Origin of the sequence: Mycoplasma amphoriforme A39, from assembly GCA_000723365.1 — a bacterium.
Taxonomy (GTDB): Bacteria; Bacillota_I; Bacilli_A; order Mycoplasmatales; family Mycoplasmoidaceae; genus Mycoplasmoides; species Mycoplasmoides amphoriforme.
The window spans coordinates 866,024-890,243 of the sequence record HG937516.1 but is presented as its reverse complement, the minus strand read 5'-3'; the positions used below and the strand labels follow the sequence as shown (position 1 = coordinate 890,243).

General features: G+C 32.2%; 19 protein-coding genes. 2 read left to right on the top strand and 17 right to left on the bottom strand.

Going from position 1 to position 24,220, the window contains the following annotated elements; translation table 4 throughout:
- Positions 1-16: 16 nt before the first annotated feature.
- A complete protein-coding gene (locus ABDB96_RS03390) occupies positions 17-703 on the bottom strand; it encodes a DUF5385 family protein (RefSeq protein WP_343251378.1) in 687 nt (228 codons plus the stop codon).
- Positions 704-949: 246 nt separating this feature from the next.
- Between ABDB96_RS03390 and rpsT the strand changes: the two genes are divergently transcribed.
- A complete protein-coding gene (gene rpsT, locus ABDB96_RS03385; RefSeq protein ID WP_343251377.1) occupies positions 950-1,192 on the top strand; it encodes a 30S ribosomal protein S20 in 243 nt (80 codons plus the stop codon).
- Positions 1,193-1,247: 55 nt separating this feature from the next.
- On the opposite strand, the gene ABDB96_RS03380 is transcribed toward rpsT, so the two are convergent.
- The 16 genes from ABDB96_RS03380 to ABDB96_RS03305 form a co-directional block, all read right to left on the bottom strand.
- The gene (locus ABDB96_RS03380) at positions 1,248-2,114 is read right to left on the bottom strand and encodes an ECF transporter S component family protein (protein WP_343251376.1); all 867 of its coding nucleotides are present in this window, start codon (positions 2,112-2,114) and stop codon (positions 1,248-1,250) included.
- A gap of 145 nt (positions 2,115-2,259) precedes the next feature.
- Positions 2,260-3,711: a hypothetical protein gene (locus tag ABDB96_RS03375; protein WP_343251375.1), complete on the bottom strand. Its 1,452-nt coding sequence runs from the start codon at positions 3,709-3,711 to the stop codon at positions 2,260-2,262.
- A 4-nt stretch (positions 3,712-3,715) separates the two neighbouring features.
- Positions 3,716-4,636 carry a DNA polymerase III subunit delta gene (gene holA / locus ABDB96_RS03370; protein ID WP_343251374.1) on the bottom strand — a complete coding sequence of 307 codons (921 nt, stop codon included), beginning with the start codon at positions 4,634-4,636 and terminating at the stop codon, positions 3,716-3,718.
- Positions 4,572-5,552 carry a ComEC/Rec2 family competence protein gene (locus tag ABDB96_RS03365; RefSeq protein ID WP_343251373.1) on the bottom strand — a complete coding sequence of 327 codons (981 nt, stop codon included), beginning with the start codon at positions 5,550-5,552 and terminating at the stop codon, positions 4,572-4,574. Before ABDB96_RS03365 ends, holA begins: the two co-directional genes overlap by 65 nt.
- A gap of 250 nt (positions 5,553-5,802) precedes the next feature.
- Positions 5,803-8,406: a valine--tRNA ligase gene (gene valS, locus ABDB96_RS03360; RefSeq protein ID WP_343251372.1), complete on the bottom strand. Its 2,604-nt coding sequence runs from the start codon at positions 8,404-8,406 to the stop codon at positions 5,803-5,805.
- Positions 8,407-8,408: 2 nt separating this feature from the next.
- Positions 8,409-8,972 (bottom strand): ribosome biogenesis GTP-binding protein YihA/YsxC, encoded by a 564-nt coding sequence (gene yihA, locus ABDB96_RS03355; protein ID WP_343251371.1) that lies wholly within the window; start codon positions 8,970-8,972, stop codon positions 8,409-8,411.
- Between the two features lie 9 nt (positions 8,973-8,981).
- Entirely contained in the window at positions 8,982-9,206 is a 225-nt protein-coding gene (locus tag ABDB96_RS03350; protein ID WP_343251370.1) for a YneF family protein, read from the bottom strand.
- Positions 9,207-9,386: 180 nt separating this feature from the next.
- Positions 9,387-9,929, bottom strand: coding sequence for a restriction endonuclease subunit S domain-containing protein (locus ABDB96_RS03345; protein ID WP_343251369.1), 543 nt, complete (start codon positions 9,927-9,929; stop codon positions 9,387-9,389).
- A gap of 144 nt (positions 9,930-10,073) precedes the next feature.
- Complete coding sequence (locus ABDB96_RS03340; protein ID WP_343251368.1) at positions 10,074-11,315, bottom strand: hypothetical protein; 1,242 nt, start codon at positions 11,313-11,315, stop codon at positions 10,074-10,076.
- Between the two features lie 440 nt (positions 11,316-11,755).
- The gene (locus ABDB96_RS03335; RefSeq protein WP_343251367.1) at positions 11,756-13,042 is read right to left on the bottom strand and encodes a hypothetical protein; all 1,287 of its coding nucleotides are present in this window, start codon (positions 13,040-13,042) and stop codon (positions 11,756-11,758) included.
- A 528-nt stretch (positions 13,043-13,570) separates the two neighbouring features.
- On the bottom strand, positions 13,571-15,163 hold the full coding sequence (locus tag ABDB96_RS03330; RefSeq protein WP_343251366.1) for a hypothetical protein: 1,593 nt from the start codon (positions 15,161-15,163) through the stop codon (positions 13,571-13,573).
- Between the two features lie 633 nt (positions 15,164-15,796).
- Positions 15,797-17,038 carry a hypothetical protein gene (locus tag ABDB96_RS03325; RefSeq protein ID WP_343251365.1) on the bottom strand — a complete coding sequence of 414 codons (1,242 nt, stop codon included), beginning with the start codon at positions 17,036-17,038 and terminating at the stop codon, positions 15,797-15,799.
- 173 nt (positions 17,039-17,211) lie between these two features.
- Positions 17,212-17,412 carry a hypothetical protein gene (locus ABDB96_RS03320; RefSeq protein ID WP_343251364.1) on the bottom strand — a complete coding sequence of 67 codons (201 nt, stop codon included), beginning with the start codon at positions 17,410-17,412 and terminating at the stop codon, positions 17,212-17,214.
- A gap of 647 nt (positions 17,413-18,059) precedes the next feature.
- Positions 18,060-18,602: a hypothetical protein gene (locus tag ABDB96_RS03315; RefSeq protein WP_343251363.1), complete on the bottom strand. Its 543-nt coding sequence runs from the start codon at positions 18,600-18,602 to the stop codon at positions 18,060-18,062.
- A 182-nt stretch (positions 18,603-18,784) separates the two neighbouring features.
- Positions 18,785-21,754, bottom strand: a complete 2,970-nt coding sequence (locus tag ABDB96_RS03310) for a PTS sugar transporter subunit IIABC (RefSeq protein WP_343251362.1) — start codon at positions 21,752-21,754, stop codon at positions 18,785-18,787.
- Positions 21,755-21,811: 57 nt separating this feature from the next.
- Positions 21,812-22,129, bottom strand: a complete 318-nt coding sequence (locus ABDB96_RS03305) for an MPN207a family PTS transporter accessory protein (RefSeq protein WP_343251361.1) — start codon at positions 22,127-22,129, stop codon at positions 21,812-21,814.
- 443 nt (positions 22,130-22,572) lie between these two features.
- Between ABDB96_RS03305 and ABDB96_RS03300 the strand changes: the two genes are divergently transcribed.
- Positions 22,573-24,195, top strand: coding sequence for an APC family permease (locus ABDB96_RS03300; protein ID WP_343251360.1), 1,623 nt, complete (start codon positions 22,573-22,575; stop codon positions 24,193-24,195).
- Positions 24,196-24,220: the final 25 nt, after the last annotated feature.

Here is a 24,220-nt window from a genome sequence, read left to right as displayed (position 1 = left end):
AAAACCCCATGGTTAGTTAAGCGGTTGTACCCGGACTTTGAACCGGTGCTTTTTTTGTGATTTTCCGTTGTAATCTTTTTTCGTGCCGCAACCGCTTTTTTGCTGCTCTTGCTTCTTTTTGTTTTTCTAATTTGGCAATTTTTTCATCTTCACGTTTTTTAATTGGTTCGATTCATTTAAATTCGGTTTCAAAATCTTGTAAGCCATTAATTACAATGGAACGCTTGACAGGTTCTTTTTTGTTTCCGGTATTGGTTTGGACAACTTCAGCTTCAATAATTCGAGCCGGATCTTTAATTTTTGTTTTCGGATCACGGGTAATAAAATAAATGCAGTACAATTCTTTTGCTGCTAACTTTTGGCGCTGGTCGCGGTGTCTTCGGGCTTGGGTTTTATTTAAATGATTTTTTTTAATGTAATCTTCGGTTTCTTGTTTAAAAACTTTTTTAAGTTTTTTGTCTTGAGTTGGATTATTTCGTTTTGCCACAAACGAATAACTAACTTCCTTACCACGTTCACCGTGCTCTTGTAAAAACTGCTTAACTGTTTTTCACACTTCATCCTTTCGTTCATTTTTGCTTTGAACTTGACCAGTCACCCCGGTGCCGTTTTTCTTATTTTTCTTTTTATTAAAAAACCAAAAGATTAAAACAATGGGAATGATAATGATCAGAAGACTAAATAAATTATTTGATCCGCCCATTACTTTTTACCTTTCGCTTTTGATACTAAAATTTTTTATATAAAAAAAGTTATAAACCTTTTGGTTTTTGTTTAATGTCAAGAGATCATTTTGATCTTTATAAAAAATCAGGTTTAAATGATAAGTTCAATTTTATTTTATTTTTTAATCATTCTTGCATTTAATTATTCAAATCAAAACTGTTAATATTATAATTTGTTTACTTGAAAAGTAAAAATAATATAACGTTAAGTAAAGGAAAGTGGCATGGCCAATATTAAAGCAAACGAAAAAACATTACGGAAAAGTATTAAACGACGAGCAGCACACAAAAGTCAAAAAACGGAATTAAAAAACCGAATTAAAAACGTGAAAGCCACTAAAAAAGTCGAACAATTAAGTTTGGTTTATGAAACAGCCGATAAATTAGCCCGAAAGGGAACAATCTCGAAAAATCGGGCCCGTCGGGTTAAATCACGAAATGCAAAAATTGTGAACGCCCAAAAGTAATATTTCAGTCAAATATTTTGTGAAAAATCTGTCAAGAGGCAGATTTTATTTTTTATTATCACTGGTTTCTTAGTTTGTTATAAATTTGTTTTAAATTCGGTTCAACTAATTTTAAAACTGTAATGGTAATGGCAATCAAGATGGGATTGCGAACTACCTCCTTAATAACCCGGGGAATTAAATAATAATAAAATCCAAAATTCACCAGGTTATTATTTTCTTTTTTGCCATGATGTAAAAAATTAAAAAATTCAATAGCAGCGATGGTTCCTAAAAGGAATGAAAACAAAATCGATAATAATGGCATTAGTAAACTCACATATAAAAATAAACAGGGGTTTTGTTTGTTTTTTACATGCTTTGTTAAATAGTAAATCACAATAATTTCAATAATAACAAAAAAGGAAATTAAAACTGATCCGGTTAGTATTTGGGTTCATTTAGTAATTAGTTGTGGGGATTTAAAGGTCAAACCAAATAAATCTAACCCTTTATTAAATTTGCCATTATTTGAAATAAAACTATTAGTTCCATAATAAACCAAACCAAAAAAACTAATAACTAAAAAAACAATTAAAACGGTTTGGTGAAAAATTAAATCATAAATTCATTTTGTCGAATAAAGGCGTAACCGGTAGATTGATCCAATCATTCCAGCTACAACCATAATTGCTGGTTCAATTAAAGCATACATTCAAAACCACGTCCCGCTACTCATCATTCAGGTAATGGTATCGGTGAAAATGCCTAAAAAGATTCCTAAAACCGGGCCATAGATTCAACCGATCATGGCAATTGGCACCCAAGTAATTCCGGCCCGCATGACCGGACCAATCGGAAAGGTAAAAAACTTGGTAATAATCCTTAAGGAAACCATTAATGCTAGTAAAACCAATAAATGGGTTGTTTGCGAAAGTCGCATTGGAAAAAACGGAAATAAAAATCGCAGAAAAGTTTTTTTAAAACTGACGGTTTTTGAAAAATTCCGACAATTAGGTTGGTATTTAAAAAAGTTGGTTGTTGGAGTTACCTCAAAGTTCATTAATGATTAATAAAAAAGCAATATTTTAGAAGTTATTACCAAACGGCCCATTATCATAGCTACCATCATAATCAGGACCAATTCCACCCGGAATATTACCAGAACGGGATGCTGCTTCAGCTTCTTTAGCATACTGTTCGGTTAGTGCTGTTAACCGTTCAAAGTCAACTTTAGGATTAATCAAGTAAGCAAAAATTAAGATAATTACTAATGGTGCATAAGCTACTAAACTGATAATAGTTGAAACGTAAATTGCTAGCACCTCACTTGATCCCCTAATTCCACCTGCATTATTAGTTCCCGCATGCAAGTCATCAGGATTTGTTAAAACTCGGATTTGGCTGAAAACCCCACCAAATGGTGAAAAATTAAAAATAACATAAGCTACTAAAACAAAAATAATTGTGGACGTTTGTAAATGGTAACGTAAATTATCGTTGACTTTTGGAAAACTTTGATCTTTTAAAAAGGCGGCAACAGTGGCTTGCAATCTTCGCATTTTAGTGGGCGATAATTTGCCTTGACTATCGTTAAAATACCTAAGTGTTAACACAATCCCGCCAATAACCATGACAATAGGTCCAACAATGAAAGTGAATAAATTTCGTGGGGTAATGCTAATTGCTTTTGTTAAATCAGTCGGATCAAGGGGATTTGCAATTTGTAAACCATTAGCACTAGCAACAGCTCAAACAATAATGGTTATCCCGTTAATAACGAAAAATAAAATTGAAAAAAATAAAGCAAAATATTGCAAAAGAAGCACCGCACGTGGCTTTTCGTTCCAACGATAAACCTTACCGATTAAAATTTCCACTTGCAAACGTTGATTAGCCAATTGCTGAATTATCGGATTAAAACCACTATAGCCACTAGTTTGGTAGGCTTTTTTCTGGTTAAATAAATTTGGATTAAAACCAACATTTTTGTTATTGGGATCTTCTTCGGCTACAAAATTACTAGCTTGATTACGTTTTTTAAAAGCTGCTGCTGGAATTTTTTCACCCTTTATAGGCTGATCATTAACGTCAACCGTTTTGGCATCTGTTGACAAGGGGATACCGGGAGGAGTACCATCAACCGTTGGCTGAACAGCTAGGGGCTGATCATCACTTAAATTAACATCGTTAGCTAAATTAACAGTGAAATCAGTTAACGGTCGGGAAAATGTATTTTTAGCAAAAACGCTAACGTAATTAATTTCGTCGTGTAAATCATCTAAATCCTGGGAAATTACCATTTTGGTAAAATCAATTTTTCGGTTAGATAAGCGTTCAAAGTTAGCAATATACTTGTCAGTTAAAACTAGTTCTGGAGTCAATTGAATTTCTAAGTGTTGGTGAATTTTGATGAGTTTTTCAACAACTAACTGAAAATCAGCATTTTTTGAAAATTCATTCACTAGGAACGAATTACCAAAAATTGTACTCAAACTTTGCCGAGTATTTGCTAAAAGTTGTTTCGAATCTTGATTCATGTTTTTAAACACCTTTTATTAAAAATAAACGGACGCTATTGATTGGTTCAATCGCGTGTTTTTTTATTTTAATATCAATATTCATTATACCACTTAAAAAATTATCTAACTTAATGCTGCTAGTGTGCATGCACAATTGCTTCATGTTTTTTAATAAGTAATTGGTTAACGATAAACTTTTAATAATTTCACCATCGGTTAATTTACTTGCTAAGCCCTTATACACAAAAATGAGTTTGAGAAGTTGTGGTGCTAAAATTTGCAAGATTTCTTGCGGACTATACTGGTCAGCAACTAAATGATCATATAATTTCGCAACGGCTATTTTTTTTTGTTTAATGACCAATTCTAATAATTTGAAAATGGACTCGTTATTGTAATCGAAAACCAAATCATTCAATAACTCGTTTGATAGTTCGGATCGATCAAATAATTTCAGTTTATTAATTTCATTTTGCATGATTAAAGCATTAGGAATCATTCGCGAACTCATGATGCTTAATTGGTCATAAGATAAGTTGTAGTTTTCATTACTAAGCATCTCAAGAAAAACCGTTTGCATTTTATAGTTGGAAATTTTGGGTAGATCAATTAATTGAACTTTACCAAGCAATTGGTCAAGGGCTTTGGTTTTAGCTAATTTTTCAGCTTCCACAGTTAAAAAAATCTTGGCATTAATATTAACTTTTAAAATCGCAAATAAATTCTCAGCATCAACTGCCTCCTTTTGGTTTGCTAAGAAACTACAAGCCGAGAAGATGATTTTTTTTTCTTGGGTTTCGAACAGATTGCTCGCATTTAAAAGCCCGCCAATTTGGCGTTCGGAGTGATATAAATATTTTTGGTAATTTTTAAAGTCCTTACCAAGAATTTTGCGTAATTGTAAATTGATTAACCCTTGATCGACTGAATGAATGATGGTCATGTTTTAAAAAATCAATTGCTTTTAATTGGTAGTAATGAATTCAAACTAAAAGTATTATAAAAAACAAAAGGTAATAAAGAAAATATATTGTAATTGGTAAATTATTCTTTAGTTCAAAATACCAATTAAGTTGGGCCAATAAATCAACACTACTTTGCAAGCTTAAATAAAACCAATCTAAATATGGCCATAAAAACCAAAAGGGATATAAAAGCAATGATGCTATGTAATAAAAACTGATGATTGGGGTAAAAATTCACGAATTAAAAATAATTAGTAAATGAATTTTCTGGTTGAGTTTTAAAATGATTGGTGCTGATAAAAAATTAATTAATAACGAAGTAATAATCGCTAAAATAATCTTTGATCAATGGTTAGCATATAACATTGAACACAAAACAATCGTCCCTAAAAATGATAATTGAAACCCCAAATTATTCACAGCAAATGGATTAATCAATAAGATTATCAAGCCCGATAATACGGTTTTTAATAGGGGTTGATTACTACTTTTTGTAAACTTAAAAAAGTTTAAAAAACTGGCAACTAAAACGCGTAAAATTGCAAAACCATAGCCTAACAAGAAGCCATAAAACAAGCAAACGAAAAAACTGGTAATTTTTGCTAATCGCAACCGTTTTTTTAAAATTTTATAAATGATTGAACTTAATAAACTTAAATGAAAACCGCTAACTGAAATTAAATGAATTAAACCTAAATTAATTAGTTGCTTGTAAAAAGAATTGATTTTTGGATTTTTTGAATTAAAAACAATTAACTCGATAAAGTTAGCAGCTTGCAAATCTTTTACTCTTAAAAAATTAATTAAACGTAAACGCAGGTTATATGGTTCGGGAATTTTGGTTAATGACGATTTGATACTAAATTGTTGCCAATTAAGAAAATGAAAGAGCATTGATCACAGAAGAAATAAACAAATCATCACAAACATGAAAACGATCATTTTTCATGGAAATAAAAACCAGGAGCCAAGCCAGCTAATTAATAAAAAAATTAAGCCATAAAAAAGCGTGTTTTTTCGAAACAACAAGTAAATCCCGCCACAGATTACAATAAAAACAAAGGCAACCTGTTTTTCGTTGAAAAATTTAATCATTTAGCTCTCCATACTAACTAAATGACAAAAACTAACGAAAACAAACAATTTATTTGTGATTTTTTTTCAAAGCTGCTTTTAATTCTTCTTGGTAACGTTTGAGTTTAGCTTGTTCTTCTTGGACTTTGATCGGTGGAGCTTTTTCAAGAAATTTTTTGTTAGCTAAAATTTTTTGCGAACGGCTGACTTCGTTTTTTAAAACTTCGATTTGCTTGTCTAAAGCCGTTTGGGCTTTTTGCTTTAAGTTTTCATCATGGATAACAATGAAGCCTTGAGAAAATGATAAGGCGTACTGGTTATCATCTTCTAGAGTTTCATTAATGGTTTGAATTTGACAATTAATTGCATCAAAATAAGTTTGGGCCTTTTTTAAAATATTAATCAATTGCTGTTCACTAGTTTGCAAACTAATTACTAAAAGGTATTTATAAGCTAAATTGGCTTCGGAGCGAAACTTTCGTAAAATGGTAATGATTTCAATAATAGTATCAAACTGTTTAGCTGATGAAGAACGGGCGGTTTTTTTTACTCAGGATTGGTTTAAAATAAACTGGTTGTGATCATTTTTTAAACCCTGGTAAATCCGTTCGGTTAAAAACGGAGCAAACGGATGTAAGATAATGGCAATTTGTTCTAAAACTAACCGTAAGACTTGAATCGTATGGTTTTTTTGATTAGTAGATAGGCTTGGCTTTGTTAATTCTAAATAAGTGTTGCAAAAATCGTTTCAAACAAAATTGTAGATGAGTTTATTGGCTAAGGTGAAGTTGTATTGATCTAATAAAACCGCAATTTGACTACTGACTTGGCTAAGACCGTTAAGAATTCAAATATCTGCCAAGGAATTATTAGTTTTTTTAGTGATGTTTTGATCAGGTTTTAAATTAAAAATGTATTTGCTAGCATTTCATAATTTGTTTAAAAAATTACTAGCATCAACTAAGCGTTCTGTTTGGAAATTACTATCTTCACCAGGAGTCGTGCTTGCGGTTAAACAAATTCTTAGTGCATCGCTACCATACTTTTCAATTAAGGGAATTGGATCAACTACATTGCCGATCGATTTGGACATTTTCTTACCGTTAGCGTCCCGAATTAGACCATGAACTAACAAGTGCTTAAAAGGTAATTTTTTGGTATGAAAATAACCCTGGAACAACATCCGAATTCCCCAAAAAAAGATAATGTCAAAACCCATAATCATTAAATTATTCGGATAACCATTTTGAAATGTTAAATTATTATTTGGCCAATCAAAACAAATTAATGGTCATAAAGATGAAGAAAATCAGGTGTCTAAAACATCACGATCTTGTTCGTAATTTTCCAGATCTTTTGGGGGTTTTACATCAACATAAACTTTTTTAGTTTTCTTGTGGTATCAAGCGGGGATTTGGTGCCCCCAAACAAGTTGTCGGGAAATGCACCATTTATCAGTGATGGCTAATCAATGGGTTAATAATTTTAAAAATCGCTTTGGGAAAATTTGCAAGGCTTTTTTATCGATAATGGCTTTTTTTAAATCAGGGACGACTTTTGGTAAATCAATGAACCATTGGGTTGATAACAATGGTTCGACAATTTCGCCAGTTCGCTCGGAAAAACCAACATTACTAATGATTTTTTCGGTTTTAATTAACAGTTTTTCCTTTGTTAATTGTTCTACTACTAATTGCCGGGTGATTAACCGGTCCATTCCGGAAAATCTACCAGCTGAACAATTCATCTTACCATCTAAACCATAAGCTGATAATTCTTCTAACTGATATTTTTTACCAAGTTGATAGTCGTTAAAATCATGTCCCGGTGTACATTTTAAAACGCCACTACCAAAGTCCATTTGGACATAACTATCAGCCAATACACGAAGATTTTTTTTCGTTAACGGGTTGATTACTGTTTTCTTTAAATATTTCTTGTAACGTTTATCGATAGGATTAACAAATAAGGCAACATCAGCAAAAATCGTTTCCGGACGGGTTGTGGCGACCACTAAATGATCATTAGAATCACTTAACTGATAAATCACATAATATAGCAATTGCTCCTGGGGTTTGTTTTCAACTTCAATATTGGAAATCGCAGTTTGTAATTTAAGATCCCAGTTAACTAGGGCTTTGGCTTTAAAAATCAATTGGTGATCATAAAGTTTTTTAAAGGCATGATTTACTGCTAGACTAGATTTTTCATCCAAAGTGAACCGGTGATTCGTTCAATCAACGCTAGCTCCCAATAATTTAATTTGGGAATTAATAATTTCGCCCTGAGCTAATGCTCATTGCCAAATTGCTTTAACTTTTAATGATGCTGGTAATTTTTGATAATCTTGTTTTTGCTTGGCGTTTAAACTTTTTTCATATTTTGTTTGGGTAGCAATTCCCGCATGATCATAACCAGGAATTCAATTAACAGCAAACCCTTGCAAACGTTTGTAACGTAAGTATAGATCACTTAACGAAATTTCCCAAGCATGACCTAAATGCAAAACTCCCGTTAAGTTCGGCGGAGCCATCACGACACTAAATGGTTTTTTATTCTTCTTTGCTTGAAAGACCTTTTTTTCATTTCATAATTCGTACAAGCCATCAGCAATTTTTTTGGGATCAAACGGACCATCAAAACTAAATAATGGGGTTTTTTTTAAACTAGGCATCTTTATTTTAAACTATTCTCCATTTGTTTGGTGATCAACGGTAGGTTCATTTTTGTTTTGGTACTAGTTAAAAACACATTGGCTTGATCAACTTTTAAAAAGTTCGCAATTTCTTGTTTTAAATGATGTTTTTGCTTTTGGGTTAATTTATCAATTTTGTTGGCAACAACATAGTGTTGTAAAGAAGTTTTAGCAATAATTGTGACCATTTGTGCATCTTGACTTGTAATTACCCCAGCATCCACAATTTGAAAAACAGCTTTTAAATTAGAGCGAAAGTTTAAATACTCACTGATAAAACTGGAAATTAATTCCTTTTGGGCTTTACTAACTTTGGCATAACCATATCCGGGTAAATCAACAATGCGCATTTTGTTTCATTGGTAAAAATTCAACGTTTGGGTGCGGCCTGGAGTATTGGAAGTTTTGGCAATTTTTAAATTGACAATAGCGTTAATTAAACTTGATTTACCGACATTACTCCGCCCAATTAAGCATAATTCGTTTTGTACATCATTCGGACAATCTTTTAAAGATGTGGCACTAAGCAAAAATTTTGCATTCAAAATGGTTTGTTACCTTTGATCTTGTTGCTTGAATGACCGCATGATTTCGCGAACTTGGGCTTCTGAAGGTTTACGACCCATTTTGGCATACATTGAGCGAATTTGTGCTTCGGTAATGGGCGGGTTATTTTTTAATTGTTTTTTAAAAATTTTAATGGCAATAAAATAACCGATAATACCACCAACAATTAGTGCTAACGGAATGCCAAGCCCTAATGCCAATCCTAGTTCCATACCCATCTCCTAGTTATTAATAAAAATAATCAGTTTAAATTAGTTTCCTAGATAATTTATAATAATCGATTTTACTACATTTTTTCAATGTTGGTAGCGAATTTATTAATTTGTATTATTAACTTTTTAAAGGTAATAGATCATTACTGATTAATAATAGGGGTAGTAATCAAAAGTAAATTATGATTTTTCTTTAAACGCCAACAGTTTGTCTCGATAATATTCGTACTGTTTTGCTCGATTTTTTAATTCTGCATTTAATTCTGCATTTAATTCTGCATTTAATTGTGTAATTTTCCCTAAAACTGAAGAAATAAATTTGATTTTGCTTCAATCGATTTCTCCATTTAATAACGGCAATTCAATATAGTGTTTTTTTAAATCCTTTAGACGGTACTGGTGGTTATAATTAAAAAAACCGGTGGTCTTTTTAATTGCTTCAAGAAAAAAGAAGGCCGTATCACTTGTTAAAAAATCCTTTTGTAAAATTACGATATTATCATCAGCAGCAAATTCATAAGGCCGCCAAAAGGATTGACCAAACATGTCAATTGTAATCGCTTGTTGGAATGTTTTTTGACTATTACTAATATATTGGGCAATTCCTTCATTCAAATAACCAGCAGTAACTAATGGTAATTTTCCAGCAATGCGGTTCGCTTTCTTTAAGCGAACACCTCTACTTATGTCAAAGAAAAAATCTAAGGAAACCATTTTCGTCATTATTTTCTACCTTCAGTTTTTCTCCTTATTGATCGTTTAATGTTAAAACTAGTTCTAATTTAAGTTGATTATAAAAAAATGAAGGAGATTTGCAATCATCCTTCATTTTTACAACTAATAATTTCTAGGAATTAATTCACCAAATTAACTTTGATAGGGATCAGTATTTGGTTTATTTTTATTAATTTGTTTTAGTAAATTAATTAATTCTTTCTTTAACCCTTCAAGACCGTTAATGGTATTATTAAAACCATTCATTCCGTTATAAGTTTCGTGGGGATTATATTTTCTGCCACCAGCAATGAGCGTACTGCCATCATCGCTGTATGAAGGTTGCAGATTTTCATCTTCGATCGAACGGTCTTCTGGATTAAAATCAATCATTCTTAAAATGTACGGAATAAAATCTTGATTTTTATTGTTTTTGCGAATTAACTTGGCAATAACAGCATCATAAAGTTGGGCAACTGCTGGGTTATTATCGTAGTCAAACGAATGAAGATCATTAACATCAACGCCAATGCTTGCTTGCCGGGCCACTTCTTGCAACCACCATAATGCTTGTTCTTTAGTTTTTACGTCAGGAATGATTACATCAACCCGGTAACCAATGTGTTTGGTGAAGATTGATTGCAGGTAAGTATCTAAAGGAGCAATGGCAAAACCCTTTTTAAATCCCCTTAACTCGTAGGTTAAACTACTTGGTCCATTATCAAAAAAATTAACAACTTGATTTTTAGCATCAAGGATCGATAAATTAAATTTCAATACTTGACGGTTGTAATCAGGGATGACATTTGTAACTTTTAATTTGAATCCTAACGCAACTAATTCACTGTTAAAATTAGCAAATTTCTTCTCTTTAGCATCTGGTAAAAACGCATTGATTTTCGAAATAACTTCCGCAGGATTAGTAGAGTTCAAGTTTCTTAAAGCCACTAAAGCCCCAAATACTGATGAATCAACTAAATCCGAAAAGACAGTAAGGTTATATCCGTTCTGAACCCAAAGGTCATGTTGTTTTTTAATTAATGCTTTCGGACCAAGTGTTCGTGGTTGGGGTGCATTTTCTGGAGGATTTGGCTTTGGCTTTTGCGGAACAGGAATTGCTTCATTATCTTTCGTTCCTGGATTTGGTTGTTGAACTTGTGGATTTTGTGGTTTAGGAGGATTTGGCAAAGCTGGTGTTGTGTTTTGGTTATCGGTTTGATTGTTTTGAGTTCTTGTATTAGTTTTGTATGCAAAGTGAGAATTCTGATTAAACCTAGCATCCAATAACATCGCTGTTGGAATCGTTACCGCACCAATACCGACGGTAATTCAACTATATTTTCATACTTTTAAGTTGAATTTCTTGCCTTTTTTGTTATTAAATACATTTGACATAATTATGATTTTTCCTTCTATAATTACTTGTCACAGTATTAATCATACCTAAATTAATTAGTTTTGTCACCAAACCTACAAAATGCTTAAGTCGTCTTTTTGCCTTTAAATTAGTAATATTTAACGAAAATCCTCATTAGTTTATCGTTAATTACTTTAATTAAGTTATCGATTCTTGAAGGGAAGGTGTGATGCTTTTTAAGAAAAACATGTTTCATAAAAAACCAAATTAGATGATTGTTACATCCTTAGGAAATGTTGTTAATAAAAAAAGGTTTCCACAATTTTTATTTTAAGTTTTGATGTTTATTGATTATTTAATCTTTAAGTGGATGAATTTGAAATTAATTAAGAATAACGCTAATAAAAATTAAAATGAAGGATATTTGAAGCAATCCTTCATTTTAATTGAATAATTCTTAGAAATTAACTACCACAAGTTAACTATTATATGGGTTAGTGCTTGGTTTATGTTTATTAATTTGTCTTAGTAAATTAATTAATTCTTTCTTTAATCCTTCAAGACCATTAATGGTGTTAGCATAACCATCCATTCCGTTATAAGGTTGGAATTGATTGTATTTTCTACCACCAGCAATCAAATTACTGCCAGCATCATTATATGAAGGTTGCTTATTTTCATCAGTGATTAAACGGTCTTCTGGGTTAAAATCAACTATTCTTAAAAGGTACGGTAGGTAATATTGATTTTTACTATTTTTTTGTTTTAGTTTTGCTGCTACTGCGTCAACAAATTGGGCAACTGTTTGGTTACGATCATATTCAAAGGCATTAATATTATTAACATCAACACCGATTGTTGCTTGACGAGCAACTTCTTGCAATCACCATAGTGCTTGCGCTTTAGTTTTTACATCTGGAATGATTACATCAAGACGATAACCAATTTTTGTATTGGTTAATAATGATGTAATTTGTGTGTCTAAAGGAGCAATGGCAAAGCCCTTTTCAAAGCCTCTTAAGCGATATGTTAAACTACTTGGTCCATTTTCATAAAATTGAGTTGGCTGGTTTTTAGAATCAAGGATTGATAATTGAAATTCTAATTCTTTTCTGGTGTAGTCAGGGATCACATTTGTAACTTTTAATTTGAATCCTAACGCAACTAAATCAGTGCTAAATTGTGCAAATTTCTTGTCTTTAGCTTCCGGTAAGAACGAATTAATTTTCGCAATAATTTCGGCCGGATTACTTGAACTTAAGTTTCTTAAGGATACTAAAGTACCAAATACTGAGGAGTTAACTAAACCAGAATTAACATTAAAGTTGTATCCATCTTTGACCCAAGAGTCATGTTGTTTTTTAATTAAGTCCTTGACGTCAACCGTTCTTGGTTGAATTTGGTTTTCTTTTTGTGATGGACTTTGTGGTTGACTTGGTTTTTGTTCTTCTACTTTGGGATTTTGTGGATTAGGAGTTGTTTGGTTTTGCTCGGTTCGTGGTTTTTGTTCTTCTACTTTGGGATTTTGTGGATTGGAAGGATTTGGTTGGTTCGGAGTTATGTTTTGGTTATTTTGGTTTTCGGTTTGATTATTGTTAGTTTCTGTACCACTTTTGTTTACAAGGCGTGAGTTCGCATTAAATCTAGCATCTAGCACCATTGCAGCTGGAATTGCTACGCCTGCAACGCCGACAGTAATTCAACTATATTTTCATACTTTTGAGTTGAATTTCTTTGCCTTTTTATTCTTAAGTAAATTTGACATAACTATGATTATTCCTATCTATAACTATTTGTCACAGTATTAATTCTAACCGAATCAATTTGCTTTGTCACTAAACTTGCTAATATATATATATATATATTGAGGTACTTAATTGGTCTTCAACACTATTAATATATGAAAAAAATTCTAACTACACTGCCTTGAAAAAGGTTCTTTATTTTTTCATGCTTACACTATATGTTTTTTTGTTCAGATAAACGATTTATGAAAAATGCTTAGAATTTTGATAACTTTTCTGATCCTAAAAAAATAAAGAACTTCATGAATAATTATTCATACCATTATCAAGATTGTTTAATCACTATCTTGAGCTAGGCATAGTTTAATTATTATGAAGATCTTAAAATGGTTTTGGTTGTACTTTAATGAATATTCTGACCAAGTGCACTTTTAATTAGTTATTTTATAAATGCAACAATCCTTAGCATGGATTATTAAACTTATCAATAAAGTTTTTAAATTTCATCAATACAACAAAATCAAGGCGGGTTATTGACCGCCTTTATCCTACATTAAAAACGGATTATTTCGATCATTGTTTGTGTTTGTAAAAGTTGCTAGTGATAATAAATTTTTTAGTTCTTTTTCAAGACCATTCATCCCTTCAACCCTTCAAAATTGTGCATTTCTTCTCATGCCGTTATTACTATTGTTATTGTTAGTTCTATTATTTCTTGGATTGTTATTTTCACGTCCGCCAGCAATTAAATCACCGCCAGATTGGTCGTACAAATTATGTTTATTATAACTAGTGATCGAGCGCTCTTCAGGATTCAAAGATACTGCATACACATTAGTGTTGATTCTAGCATTATGATTACTTCAGTTTGGTCTAAAAGTGGTTTTTATATTGTCGATAAAATCAGTTATTTTATTTTTCCTAACAACGGCTTGTAAATATCAAGTAACTTCTTGTTTTGTAGTCAGGTTTTCAAAGGAAATATCTAAACGTTGTCAGTTTTCTCTTTTGTTATTTTGTGTGGAACTTACAGCTACAAAATTATGTCTAATTGGAATATTTAAGAAGCGGTCTTGGCCATCAGCAAAATTTGTTAGTTTGAACGGAATGCCAGCCCAACTTTGATCATCTAAACTAAAATCGTCTTTAACAATTTGATTTTGACTATTTAAAATCAATAGATTAAATCTTAATTCACTTGATTTTGTGCCACCAGTTGCTGACTGATGGCTTGATACATTTGTAATTTTTGCTTTGTATCCACGGGCTTGTAGTGAATGGTGCAAGACGTCAAGTTTTTGTTCTTCACCACCAGGCAAGAATTCATTAATTTTTTCAATAACATTTGTTTGGTTAGTTTGGCGTGATAAATTATTTAAGTCAAGATAATGATTTCATAACGGTCCACGGTTTTGGCTAGAAACGCTAAGCGTTAATTTTGTTTTTCATTGATCGTATTGTTTTTTGATTAAATTTTTCTCATTTTCAAAACCGGTTAGTTGTACAGTTTTCCCGGCTAATTCAAGATTATTTAGCGTTCCATCTTGTGCATAAAAATTATTCGGATTGTTGTCTTTTTTAGCCACAACTATTTTTAAATCAATCGTTCTGTTAAGATCATTATGGGAAATAACAAAACCTGTTGCTTGATGGTTGCGTTTGAGTTGTTCAGGTAACGATTGGATCTGATTTGTTGTGCCAAGTCATGAATTCACATTTAACAGACTAATTGGTGCATTTTCCTTTAAAACATCGTAACTTTCTAATATCTTGGAAGGCAACTTTGTTTTATCAAAGGGATTTGTCGTTTCGTAATGACTTTGAATGGCTTGATAGTAAGAAACAACAAGTTCGTTCTCAGTTTTAGAGGGTACGGATTTTTTGACAATTGTTTTTTTGCTAGCAACTTTTTTTGGTTTTTTTATTAATGTGGAATCACTAGTTTCGGTTTGCTGTTCAGATACAACGTTTAAATCTTGAGTTTTTCTTTGTTCTGAAACTTGCTTATTACTATATTTAAAGACAGAACCTGGATTAATGGCTTCAGATAAGAGCATTGTCCCCGGAATAACAACTGCAAAACCACCAACGATTGATCAACTTATTGTTCACATTTTCGTGCTAAAACGCTTTATTTTCATAAAATCTATCTTCCTCTGTTAGAAATCACCATTCATAGCGAAGTTTTTTGATCCAGTGATGGATTTAAAACCCGTGAATGGCAATATGTTACTATATTTTTTTAGCTAAATTCTGTGAAATTTGTCTTAATTTATTAAATTAAAAAAGTTACGGTTTTTACAAATAAATTTAAAAAATAAGAAAATTGATTACTAGTTTAAGTTAAATTCAACTTTTTTTATTTTAAACATCAGTTATCAAATCTTTTTACAAATTAATCTTCAGTTTGGTTGTTGAAAATCACCTTTAATTTTTTTTTTTAAAAAGTTGTGATTTATGAAAGGCAAATTAATTAAATCTAATCTTTACTTTAATTAAGATTTTTCTTATTTTTGATTTTGCAAAAAGAGTTTTTTGTTAATTTCACTTTGAGAACCATTCTGATTTTTTTATTTAAGTTGATTATGCTTTTAAATTTTTAAATAATTAGGTTTAGTAAGAATTTTTACTTTCTAGTAATATTAAAATTTGTTGCGTTCATTTCCTTGATAAATTAGGCACAAAACCATGAACACGATCGTTGCAATTGATCATCACAAAGATATGATTTCACTTTTTTAAAAAATAAAGGTGGTCATGTAACCACCTTTATGTTAAGCTAAAAACGGATTATTGGCATCATTATTGTTATCGGTAAAAGTTGATAACGATAATAAATGTTTGAGTTCGCGTTCAAAACCATCGAATCCTTGAACTCGATAAAATTGTCCGTGTTTGCGCATGCCATTTCAACGATTGTCAATGATTTTTTGACGATTGTAGATGATATTGCCGTTTTCATGACCACCAGCAATTAAATTGGAACCCGAATTGGTTTGATAATCATACAATTTATGGGTCTCATACCTAGTAATCGAATTGTGTTCAGGATTCAAAGAGATTGCATATACATGACTATTAATTCTGGCGTTATCTTGGCGTTGCGCCTTGAAAGTGTTCTTGATGTTTTTAAGCAGATCAACTACTTTATTCTTTCTAACAACAGCTTGCAAATACCAAGTTACCTCTTGCTTGGTAGTTAGATTTTCAAAGGAAATATCCAGACGGTGTCAACCTTGAAGGTTATTATTTTCTCTTGAAATGACTTCGACAAAATTATGCTTAATTGGAATATTTAAGAAACTGTCTTGCCCTTTGGCAAAATTTGTTAACTTTAAAGAAAGTCCAGTTCAATTTTGATCAAAGCTAAAATCGTCTTTAACAATTTGGTCTTGATTGTTCAAAATTGATAGATTAAATCTTAGCTCGCTTGATTTTGAACTATTGTTAGTTGCGTGATCGATTTGCACATTTGTAATTTTGGTTTTGTATCCTAATTCTTTTAACGAAGTATCCAAAAGATGAAGTTTTTGATCTGCAGTACCAGGCAAGTATCCGTTAATTTTTTCAATAACATTTTCTTGATTAACTTGACGTGATAAATTATTTAAATTAAAGTAGGGATCTCATAACGCTACAGGATGTTGATTAGGAATGCTAAGTGTTGATTTTGTTTGTCACTGTGCATACTGTTTCTTTACTAAATTTTTTTCGTTTTCAAAACCAGTTAACCGTACCGTTTTTCCGGCTAATTCATATTTGTTAAGTTTCCCATCTTGTGCATAAAATTTATTCGGATTGTTGGCTTTTTGAGCCACAACTATTTTTAAATCAATCGTTCCGTCAAGATCATCATGGGAAATAACAAAACCAGTTGCTTCATTACTACTTTCAAGTTGTTCAGGTAATGATTGGATGTTATTTTGCTGATCAAGTAATAAATTAATATTTGCAATGGTTATTGTTGCCTTTTCTTTTAAAGCATCATAACGTTGTAATAATTTTGAAGGTAACAAGGATTTATCAGAAGGATTTGCAACTTCATAATGGCTTTGAATTGTTTGGTAGTAAGAAGTAATGAATTCGTTATCAGTTTTAGTTTTAGTTGGAGCGGAAGGTAAATTTGGCAGTGGTTTTTTTAGTAATGCAGAATTACTGTCTTCAATTTTGGCTTTTGGCAGTGGTTTTTTTAGTAATGCAGAATTACTGTCTTCAATTTTGGCTTTTCATTTTTTTGTTTTTTTGAAACTGATTTATTACTTTGCTCAAAAATAGAACCTGGATGAATGTATTCTGATAACACCATAACTCCTGGAATAACAACTGCAAAACCACCAACTATTGATCAACTTACTACTCACATTTTACTGTTGAAACGCTTTTTTCTCATAAAATCTGATCTTCTCCTGTGATAATGGATTTAAAGTTTATTAATAGATTTATCTCCTGTATAATTTTACTAAATTATACTAATATGGCAAATCTTGATAAATTTACAAAGTTTAAAAACATGAAAATTCATTGCTTGATGAATTAAATTTAAATTTTTACTCTTAAATAGCAATTAGTCAGTTTACGATTGTAATTATCATTAACTTTCTTAAAAAAAGAGTTGTTTATTCTTCAAAGATGAATCAATTAAGTTTAACCTTTACTTTAACTAATTTTCTTAGTTTTAGTTTTGCCAAAAAAAACTTTTTTGTTGAATCACCTTTCGCATACAAAGCATCATTATTTTGATTAATTTCACATTGTTTGAAGTTTGAAAATAATTAATCATTAGCAGACCGTACTTGTTTTTTTACAAATGTTAAAATTTTACAAACTCATTTCCATTTAAATACTTATAAAATACTGATTACACTAATGTTGATCATTAATGAGTTAACTTTTAATCAAAGTTAATTAATTAAAAGTAGACAATAATTTCTAAAAAACTAGAATTGTTCACACTTTATTATTTTAAATGCTAATGATTTAAGAAATGATTTAAGTTATTCAAATTAATTTGATCAACTTGAGTGTTTTTATTTTGAATTAATCAAATGATTCAACAATCTCGTAATTACAAACATCAGCAAATTTGATTGTTTCCAAATAATGTTTGACAAAGTTAATTTTTTCCCGGACAACTTTAAACCTAACTAGCTTGAATTCTTTGGTTTTTGGAAGTCAAAAATCCCGATTAAACTGCAAGATTAATTTTTGAAAAGTTTTTCGATCTCAAAAACGATTAATATGCACGCTAATGATTCCGTCATTTCATGAATATAATAATTTGCTATTGTTTCGTTGCCTGCTAGCAGCAGTTTCGGCCCTAGTCAAATTAGGGTCAACTGATGGGTCTAACTTGTTTGCTTTTTCATTCACTTCATCAATCCGGTTGTGTACGCCAATCACTTTAACAGTACATTTTTTATCAACTTCATCAATTTTTTTTCTAACTTCTTTAGCTCTTACTGCCGGTAAATTTTCGGCAATAAATAACTTTCGCTCCATTAATGCCATGCGTTCATTAACCTTTTCAAGCTCTTCTTTTACCTTTTTTTCAAACTGGTCATCACGCTTTTTTTGCTTCATGTTTTTACATAAATTGATGAAAATAAAAAAATATCCTATAAATAAACTAAAGTTTATTATTACAAACATTATAAATTAAAGTTTAGTTTATTCTGATAATTAATTTCTTAATTAACATGATCAAATAAAAAAATACACCCTTTTAGGTTGAGGATGTATTTTTAATTTTTTTTAGAGCAAAACTATTTTTTTCAAGTTAGTTTATAGATCGGTTGCTTGCGATCAACGTGAGTGTTTGGCTTGACCAAAATTTCCAATTGGTAATTGTCTAAAGTTTCTTGAAGGACAATGACTGGCGTAATTGGATCAAGGTTTTTTGATTTAATTAAATCAAAATCGACTCTTGATAAATCTTGATCAGTAATCTCGCCCTGGTTAACTAATGTTGTGAACGCAACGAGGTTTTTGGGATCAGTTGGGTTAGGATTTAAACCAACAGTTTCAATCCCTAAGTGGATCATTAATTTCGCTCCATCAACATCAACAATGAAAGCATGACCAGTCGGGAAAGCGACATCAACTTTTACTTGTTTATTACTTGGCACACTAACTAAACCTTCATCTGGAACAATGGCGATGCCATCACCAAGAATTTTTTTAGCAAAGGTTTCATCATTAACTTCGCTAATTGCTTTAACAGTTCCGCTTAGTGGTGAATAAATGGTAATTTCATTAACTACCTCGGTTTCTGGCACGGCCTTCATTGCCTTATCTTCGGCATCAGCTTTCATCTCACTGCTAGCATTTTCGACAAATTCTTTTAATTTAACTTTGTCAATTTTATTTTGAATGATTTGGTTCATTTGGGTTTTAATTGGTTCACTATCAACACCAAAAATCGCATGACTTAACGTCGGTGAAATATCCATCACCCCTTGAGCTCCCAAATCTTTAATCATTTCTTTGTTCACTTTGGCTTGATCTTTAACTGATACCCGTAGTTTGGTAATACATGCATTAACATTAGTAATGTTTGCTTCGCCACCAAACGCCTCAATTAAGTGATACGCTTGCACTTGAGCAGCACTAAAACCACCAGTCATTTTTTCTTGGTTTTTGTTAGTTTTTAAAGCCAAGTAGTCCTTTTTGGTTTTTAATGTACCACCACGACCTGGAGTTTGCAGGTTACGTTTGATAATCGCAAAATAGAATGCGAAGTAATAAATCGGAATGAAACCTATTCCAATCACAATGGCCCAGTAACTGTTAACTTGGTAACCTAAACCATCTGGCAAGAAACCATAAATTCCTAAGTCAATAATTCCGCCTGAGAAGGTTTGACTTACGTTAGCACCTAATAATGACATCAACCAAAAACTAATTGCTGCATAAATGGTGTGAACGCCCCAGAATAATCATGGTGCTAAGAACAAGAAGGTAAATTCGATTGGTTCAGTAATTCCGGTAATTAATGAGGTTAATCCTGCTGAACCAACAATTGATAATGCGGTTTTGCGTTGGTCTTTTGGTGCTGCCATCACCATTGCAGCAGCAGCAGCAGGTAGCCCAAAGATCATGAACGGGAATTTACCTTGTTCGTATTGACCAGGGTTAACACCCGGGAAGGCCGGTTTAAACATTGTTGCATTAAATCTAAAACCACTATTACCAGTTGTGATCACGTTTTCTAGCAATTGTTTTCGATTATTATCAGCCACAAAATCTCAGGTTGGTAACGGGTTATTTAAGGTGTTTTGAGCAAAAGTTTTGTAAGTTAAAACATATTCGATGCCCGTACCCGGTCGTCCCGCAATGCCGTTTAAGTAAACCGTTTTTCCCATCAAGTAACGGTTTAAAGCAAACCAGACGCGTTGGTCGCCTTGTCAACTACCAATATCATTATCAAAAACATAGCCAGGATTTAATTTTTCAATCACTTCTTTTCATGAGGAAATGCCTGCACCACTATCTTTAACACTGGTGATCGCATAGATCAAATCACCCTTGCGAATTAACGGTGCAACACTACCAGCATCTGAGAAACTACCGCCAGCTGATGTATATCATAATGGCGAATAGAAAGCGTGGTGTAATCCGGTTGGTACTAGTGAGCGTTCTAAGAAGCCAAAAATTAACGCGTTTACTCCACCATTGGCTGATAAGGTGCCAAGACCAGATCCGATTAAGCCTAATAAAATTCCAATTCCTGGTCAAACCATCGCAAATAGCACTGATGTTGGCATCATTGCTAATAAACTAGCGATCGGCACAAACCGTGCACCTGAAAAAAAGCCTAAAATTTTTGGCATTTGGATGCGGTGGGTTTTGTTGTAAATAATTGCTGTTATTGAGCCAATTAACGCTCCACCAAAGACACTAGATTGTAATGATCTAATGCCAACATTTTGGGTAAAGATTTCTGATTTAAGATTTCTTCAATACAATAGGTTAGTAAGCCCAGTTTCTTTCGGTGTAAAAGTGCCATTTTCACTAATTGCTTGGGCAAAAAGAATGTTTTCAACTTGCTTTTCAGTTAGTGAATTGTTGATCGGGGTAAGGGCGGTATTTGTTAAATTATTCCAATTTGAAATCGGAATTTGGGCAAGTTTAGTCGTATCAAAGTTAGTTGAGTTTGCTAGTTTTGGAATATTAAATCCGGTTAGTTCAACAATTTTTTCAATAACATTACTGTTTGTTAATTCTAAATTATTATTAGTCAATTGGGTTCCAGAAGGAACATTTAGTTTAACAGATTGACCCGCAGCAAGACGGTTGCCAATCTGGTAAACTCCGACTTCTGGTGCGACATCAAAAGCCATTGCTTGCTGCATTCCGTTAAATGAGATCCAAGCAATTAGTGCTGCTAACCCAGCAACCCCAGCATCGCCAGTAAACGCAATGGCAATTCCGATTGCAAACAAAACGGCCAGGTTGGCAAAAATGAAATTACCAGAGTTCGCAATAAAACCAGCAAAACCACGCAATACAAAATAGGCTTCGGGATTGCCGTTTCACCCTTGTACTGCTGATGGTAACTGGTTTAAGATCGCCGATCCAATCCCTAACAGTAAGCCAGCAATTGGTAAAACGGCAATTGGCAGCATAATCCCGCCGGAAAGTTTACCGATGAATTCACGCCCACCACCAAGTCTTTTGCGGTTTTTTCAACGGGTTTTTAAAACACTTAAATACCCTTGTTTTGAATTCCTCAAAATTAATCTCCTTATTATAATGTTAATTTAGACACATTACTTATTTTTTTGTTAATCTTAAATGGCAATTTTACTAACAATCTGACCAACAGTTAATAAGCCGCCAAACGCCAAAAGGGCAAATAAAACACCAAGCATGAGCAAAACATGAGCACGGTATTTTATTCACCAACCTTTGGCTTTAGTGGGTAAGTAGTTGATGTTAGTTTGAGCACTTGTTTTTTTACGATAAAATAGGTAACTAAAAACAAAAAAAACAATTGCTAAAATAATCAAGATTGCTCCCAACGTGTACAAAATAATTTCGAGATGATGCTTGATCCTAGCAATGTCTTGTAAATTTAAATTTTGTGCAAAGTTAATTAATTGATTCATAAAATAAATACTGTGTTCATATCAATATAACATAAAAAAGGCACCATTTTCTACAAACAATAAGAATTACTGTTTTTAGTTGGTAACAAATAATTTATGAATTAAAAATGTTTTCAACATTACCTATAATTTTTAAAAAAAATAACGAAAGATCTTCTAACAAAACAATTTTTATTTTTTTTATAAGAGTGGTTCGATTATGTATAATGATACCGGTCAAGTTCGCTAAAAATACATATTTTTAAAGTTCTTAATAAATTAATCCTTCTTTACACTGCTGCTTTTTTAGTCATGGTTTTGTTTTTTAAATTTAAACCATATTTATAAAAGAATTAGTGTTGTTTATAAAAAGCGAGTTGACTACAACAAATTTAAGTTTTTTGTTTAATAATTAAGTTTTTTTGATGTTTGATTATTAATCAATGAGGGAGGTTAACAGGTTAATGGAAGTTGGTAAAGCCAAAAAATTGGGTTTTTTAGCCGCGTTGTCTGTTGTTGTTAGTAGTATTGTTGGAATTGGCATTTTTTTAAAAAACATTTCAGTAATTAGAAATGCTGCCAATGGGGCAGATGCAGCTGGATTTTCGGGAACATTTTCGTTTTGATCGGTAATCATCGCTTGAGTGCTTGGGGCGGTTATTACGTTTTTTGCTGCGTTATCATTGGCTGAGATATCAACTTCAAGATCATCAAAAGCAGGACTATCGGGCTGAAGTGAACAATTAGGTGGTAAACACTTGGGCCGGTTTGTCCGTTTTAACCAAGCCACTTTTTATTACGGAATTTTAATTGGTGCTTTACCGTTTTTAGCAGTTGAAGGGTTGTACCGGGCGATTTTTATCGGAGTGAATCACCGTGACCCATCTGTTAATGAATTACATTTTGGTTGAATTTTTTTAGGCGGTTTGATTATATTAATCGCTTTTGTTGCCTTAAATTTATTTGCTAGCAAAGCATCGATTGGTTTTCAATACTTATCGTTATTTATTAAAATTGTTCCCTTAGTTGTTGTTTTCATTATCGGGGTTGCAAATGCCAATCGCTCGAACATTTTAGATCAAAATTTAGCAAACGTACAGAATGGCCCGCTAGGCAAAGATTTATATGATGCTAAATTTCAGACCCCTTCGAGTAAATGGGTTTCTGTTGGCGGAATCTTTACGGCCTTACCAGCGGTCTTTTTTGCGTTTGATTCATATGCCAATGTTGGCAATATCGCTGATGATGTTAAAAAACCCCACCGAACCATTCCGCTAGTAATTGTTTTTGGCATAATTATCGCGTCAATCATCTACATTGTTATTTCCATCGGGGCTGGACTCACTGGTTTTGGTGATGCTGCCAAAATTTTGCAAACGCTAATTAAAGGTGATGCTGCAAACGTTAAACAGGCCCGGGAAGGTTTAGCAATCTTTATGAATATCTTGATTAGTTTAAGTGCTTTTGGAGTGGTTAATGCTTTGAGTTTAACAACGATTAAAAGCAATGAATCACTAATTGAAGAAGGCCAAATTATGGGGTACCGTTTCTTCCAAAAACTCAACAATAAAACGCAACATTCAGGCACTTTATTGTTGATGACTTTTTCAGTCGGAGTCTACTTTTTAATTGTGGGGATTGTTGGTACTGCATTAAATACTGATGCTTTTTCTGATGCCATTACCAATTTGCCATCATTGTTTTTCTTTTTAATTTATGCAATCATTATTAGTCTAGGTTTTATTGATCGTTTTACTAAAAAACAATGTCATCGCGTTTGGGGCTTTTGGTTTGCTGCACCCGTTTCAGCCATTGCAATCTATGCGGTGTTCATCTACATGTTTTTTGTTAATAACATCATTGATGTCGCAAAAAACCCGTTCGCTAATTCAGGTAGTGGTTTATTTTTTGATAATAATGCCCGTCCGTGAAAAAATTGACAAAACATGGTCATTTTTTGAGTTTTATTAGCAACGTTTATTTTCATGCCATTAATCAATCATTTAGTTATTATGAAGACCGGTGGCTACATTAATTTGGATACAAAATACTTTAATAATTCGCTAAAAAACACTAAGAGTTATTAAATTAAATTGTAATCAAACAACCAAG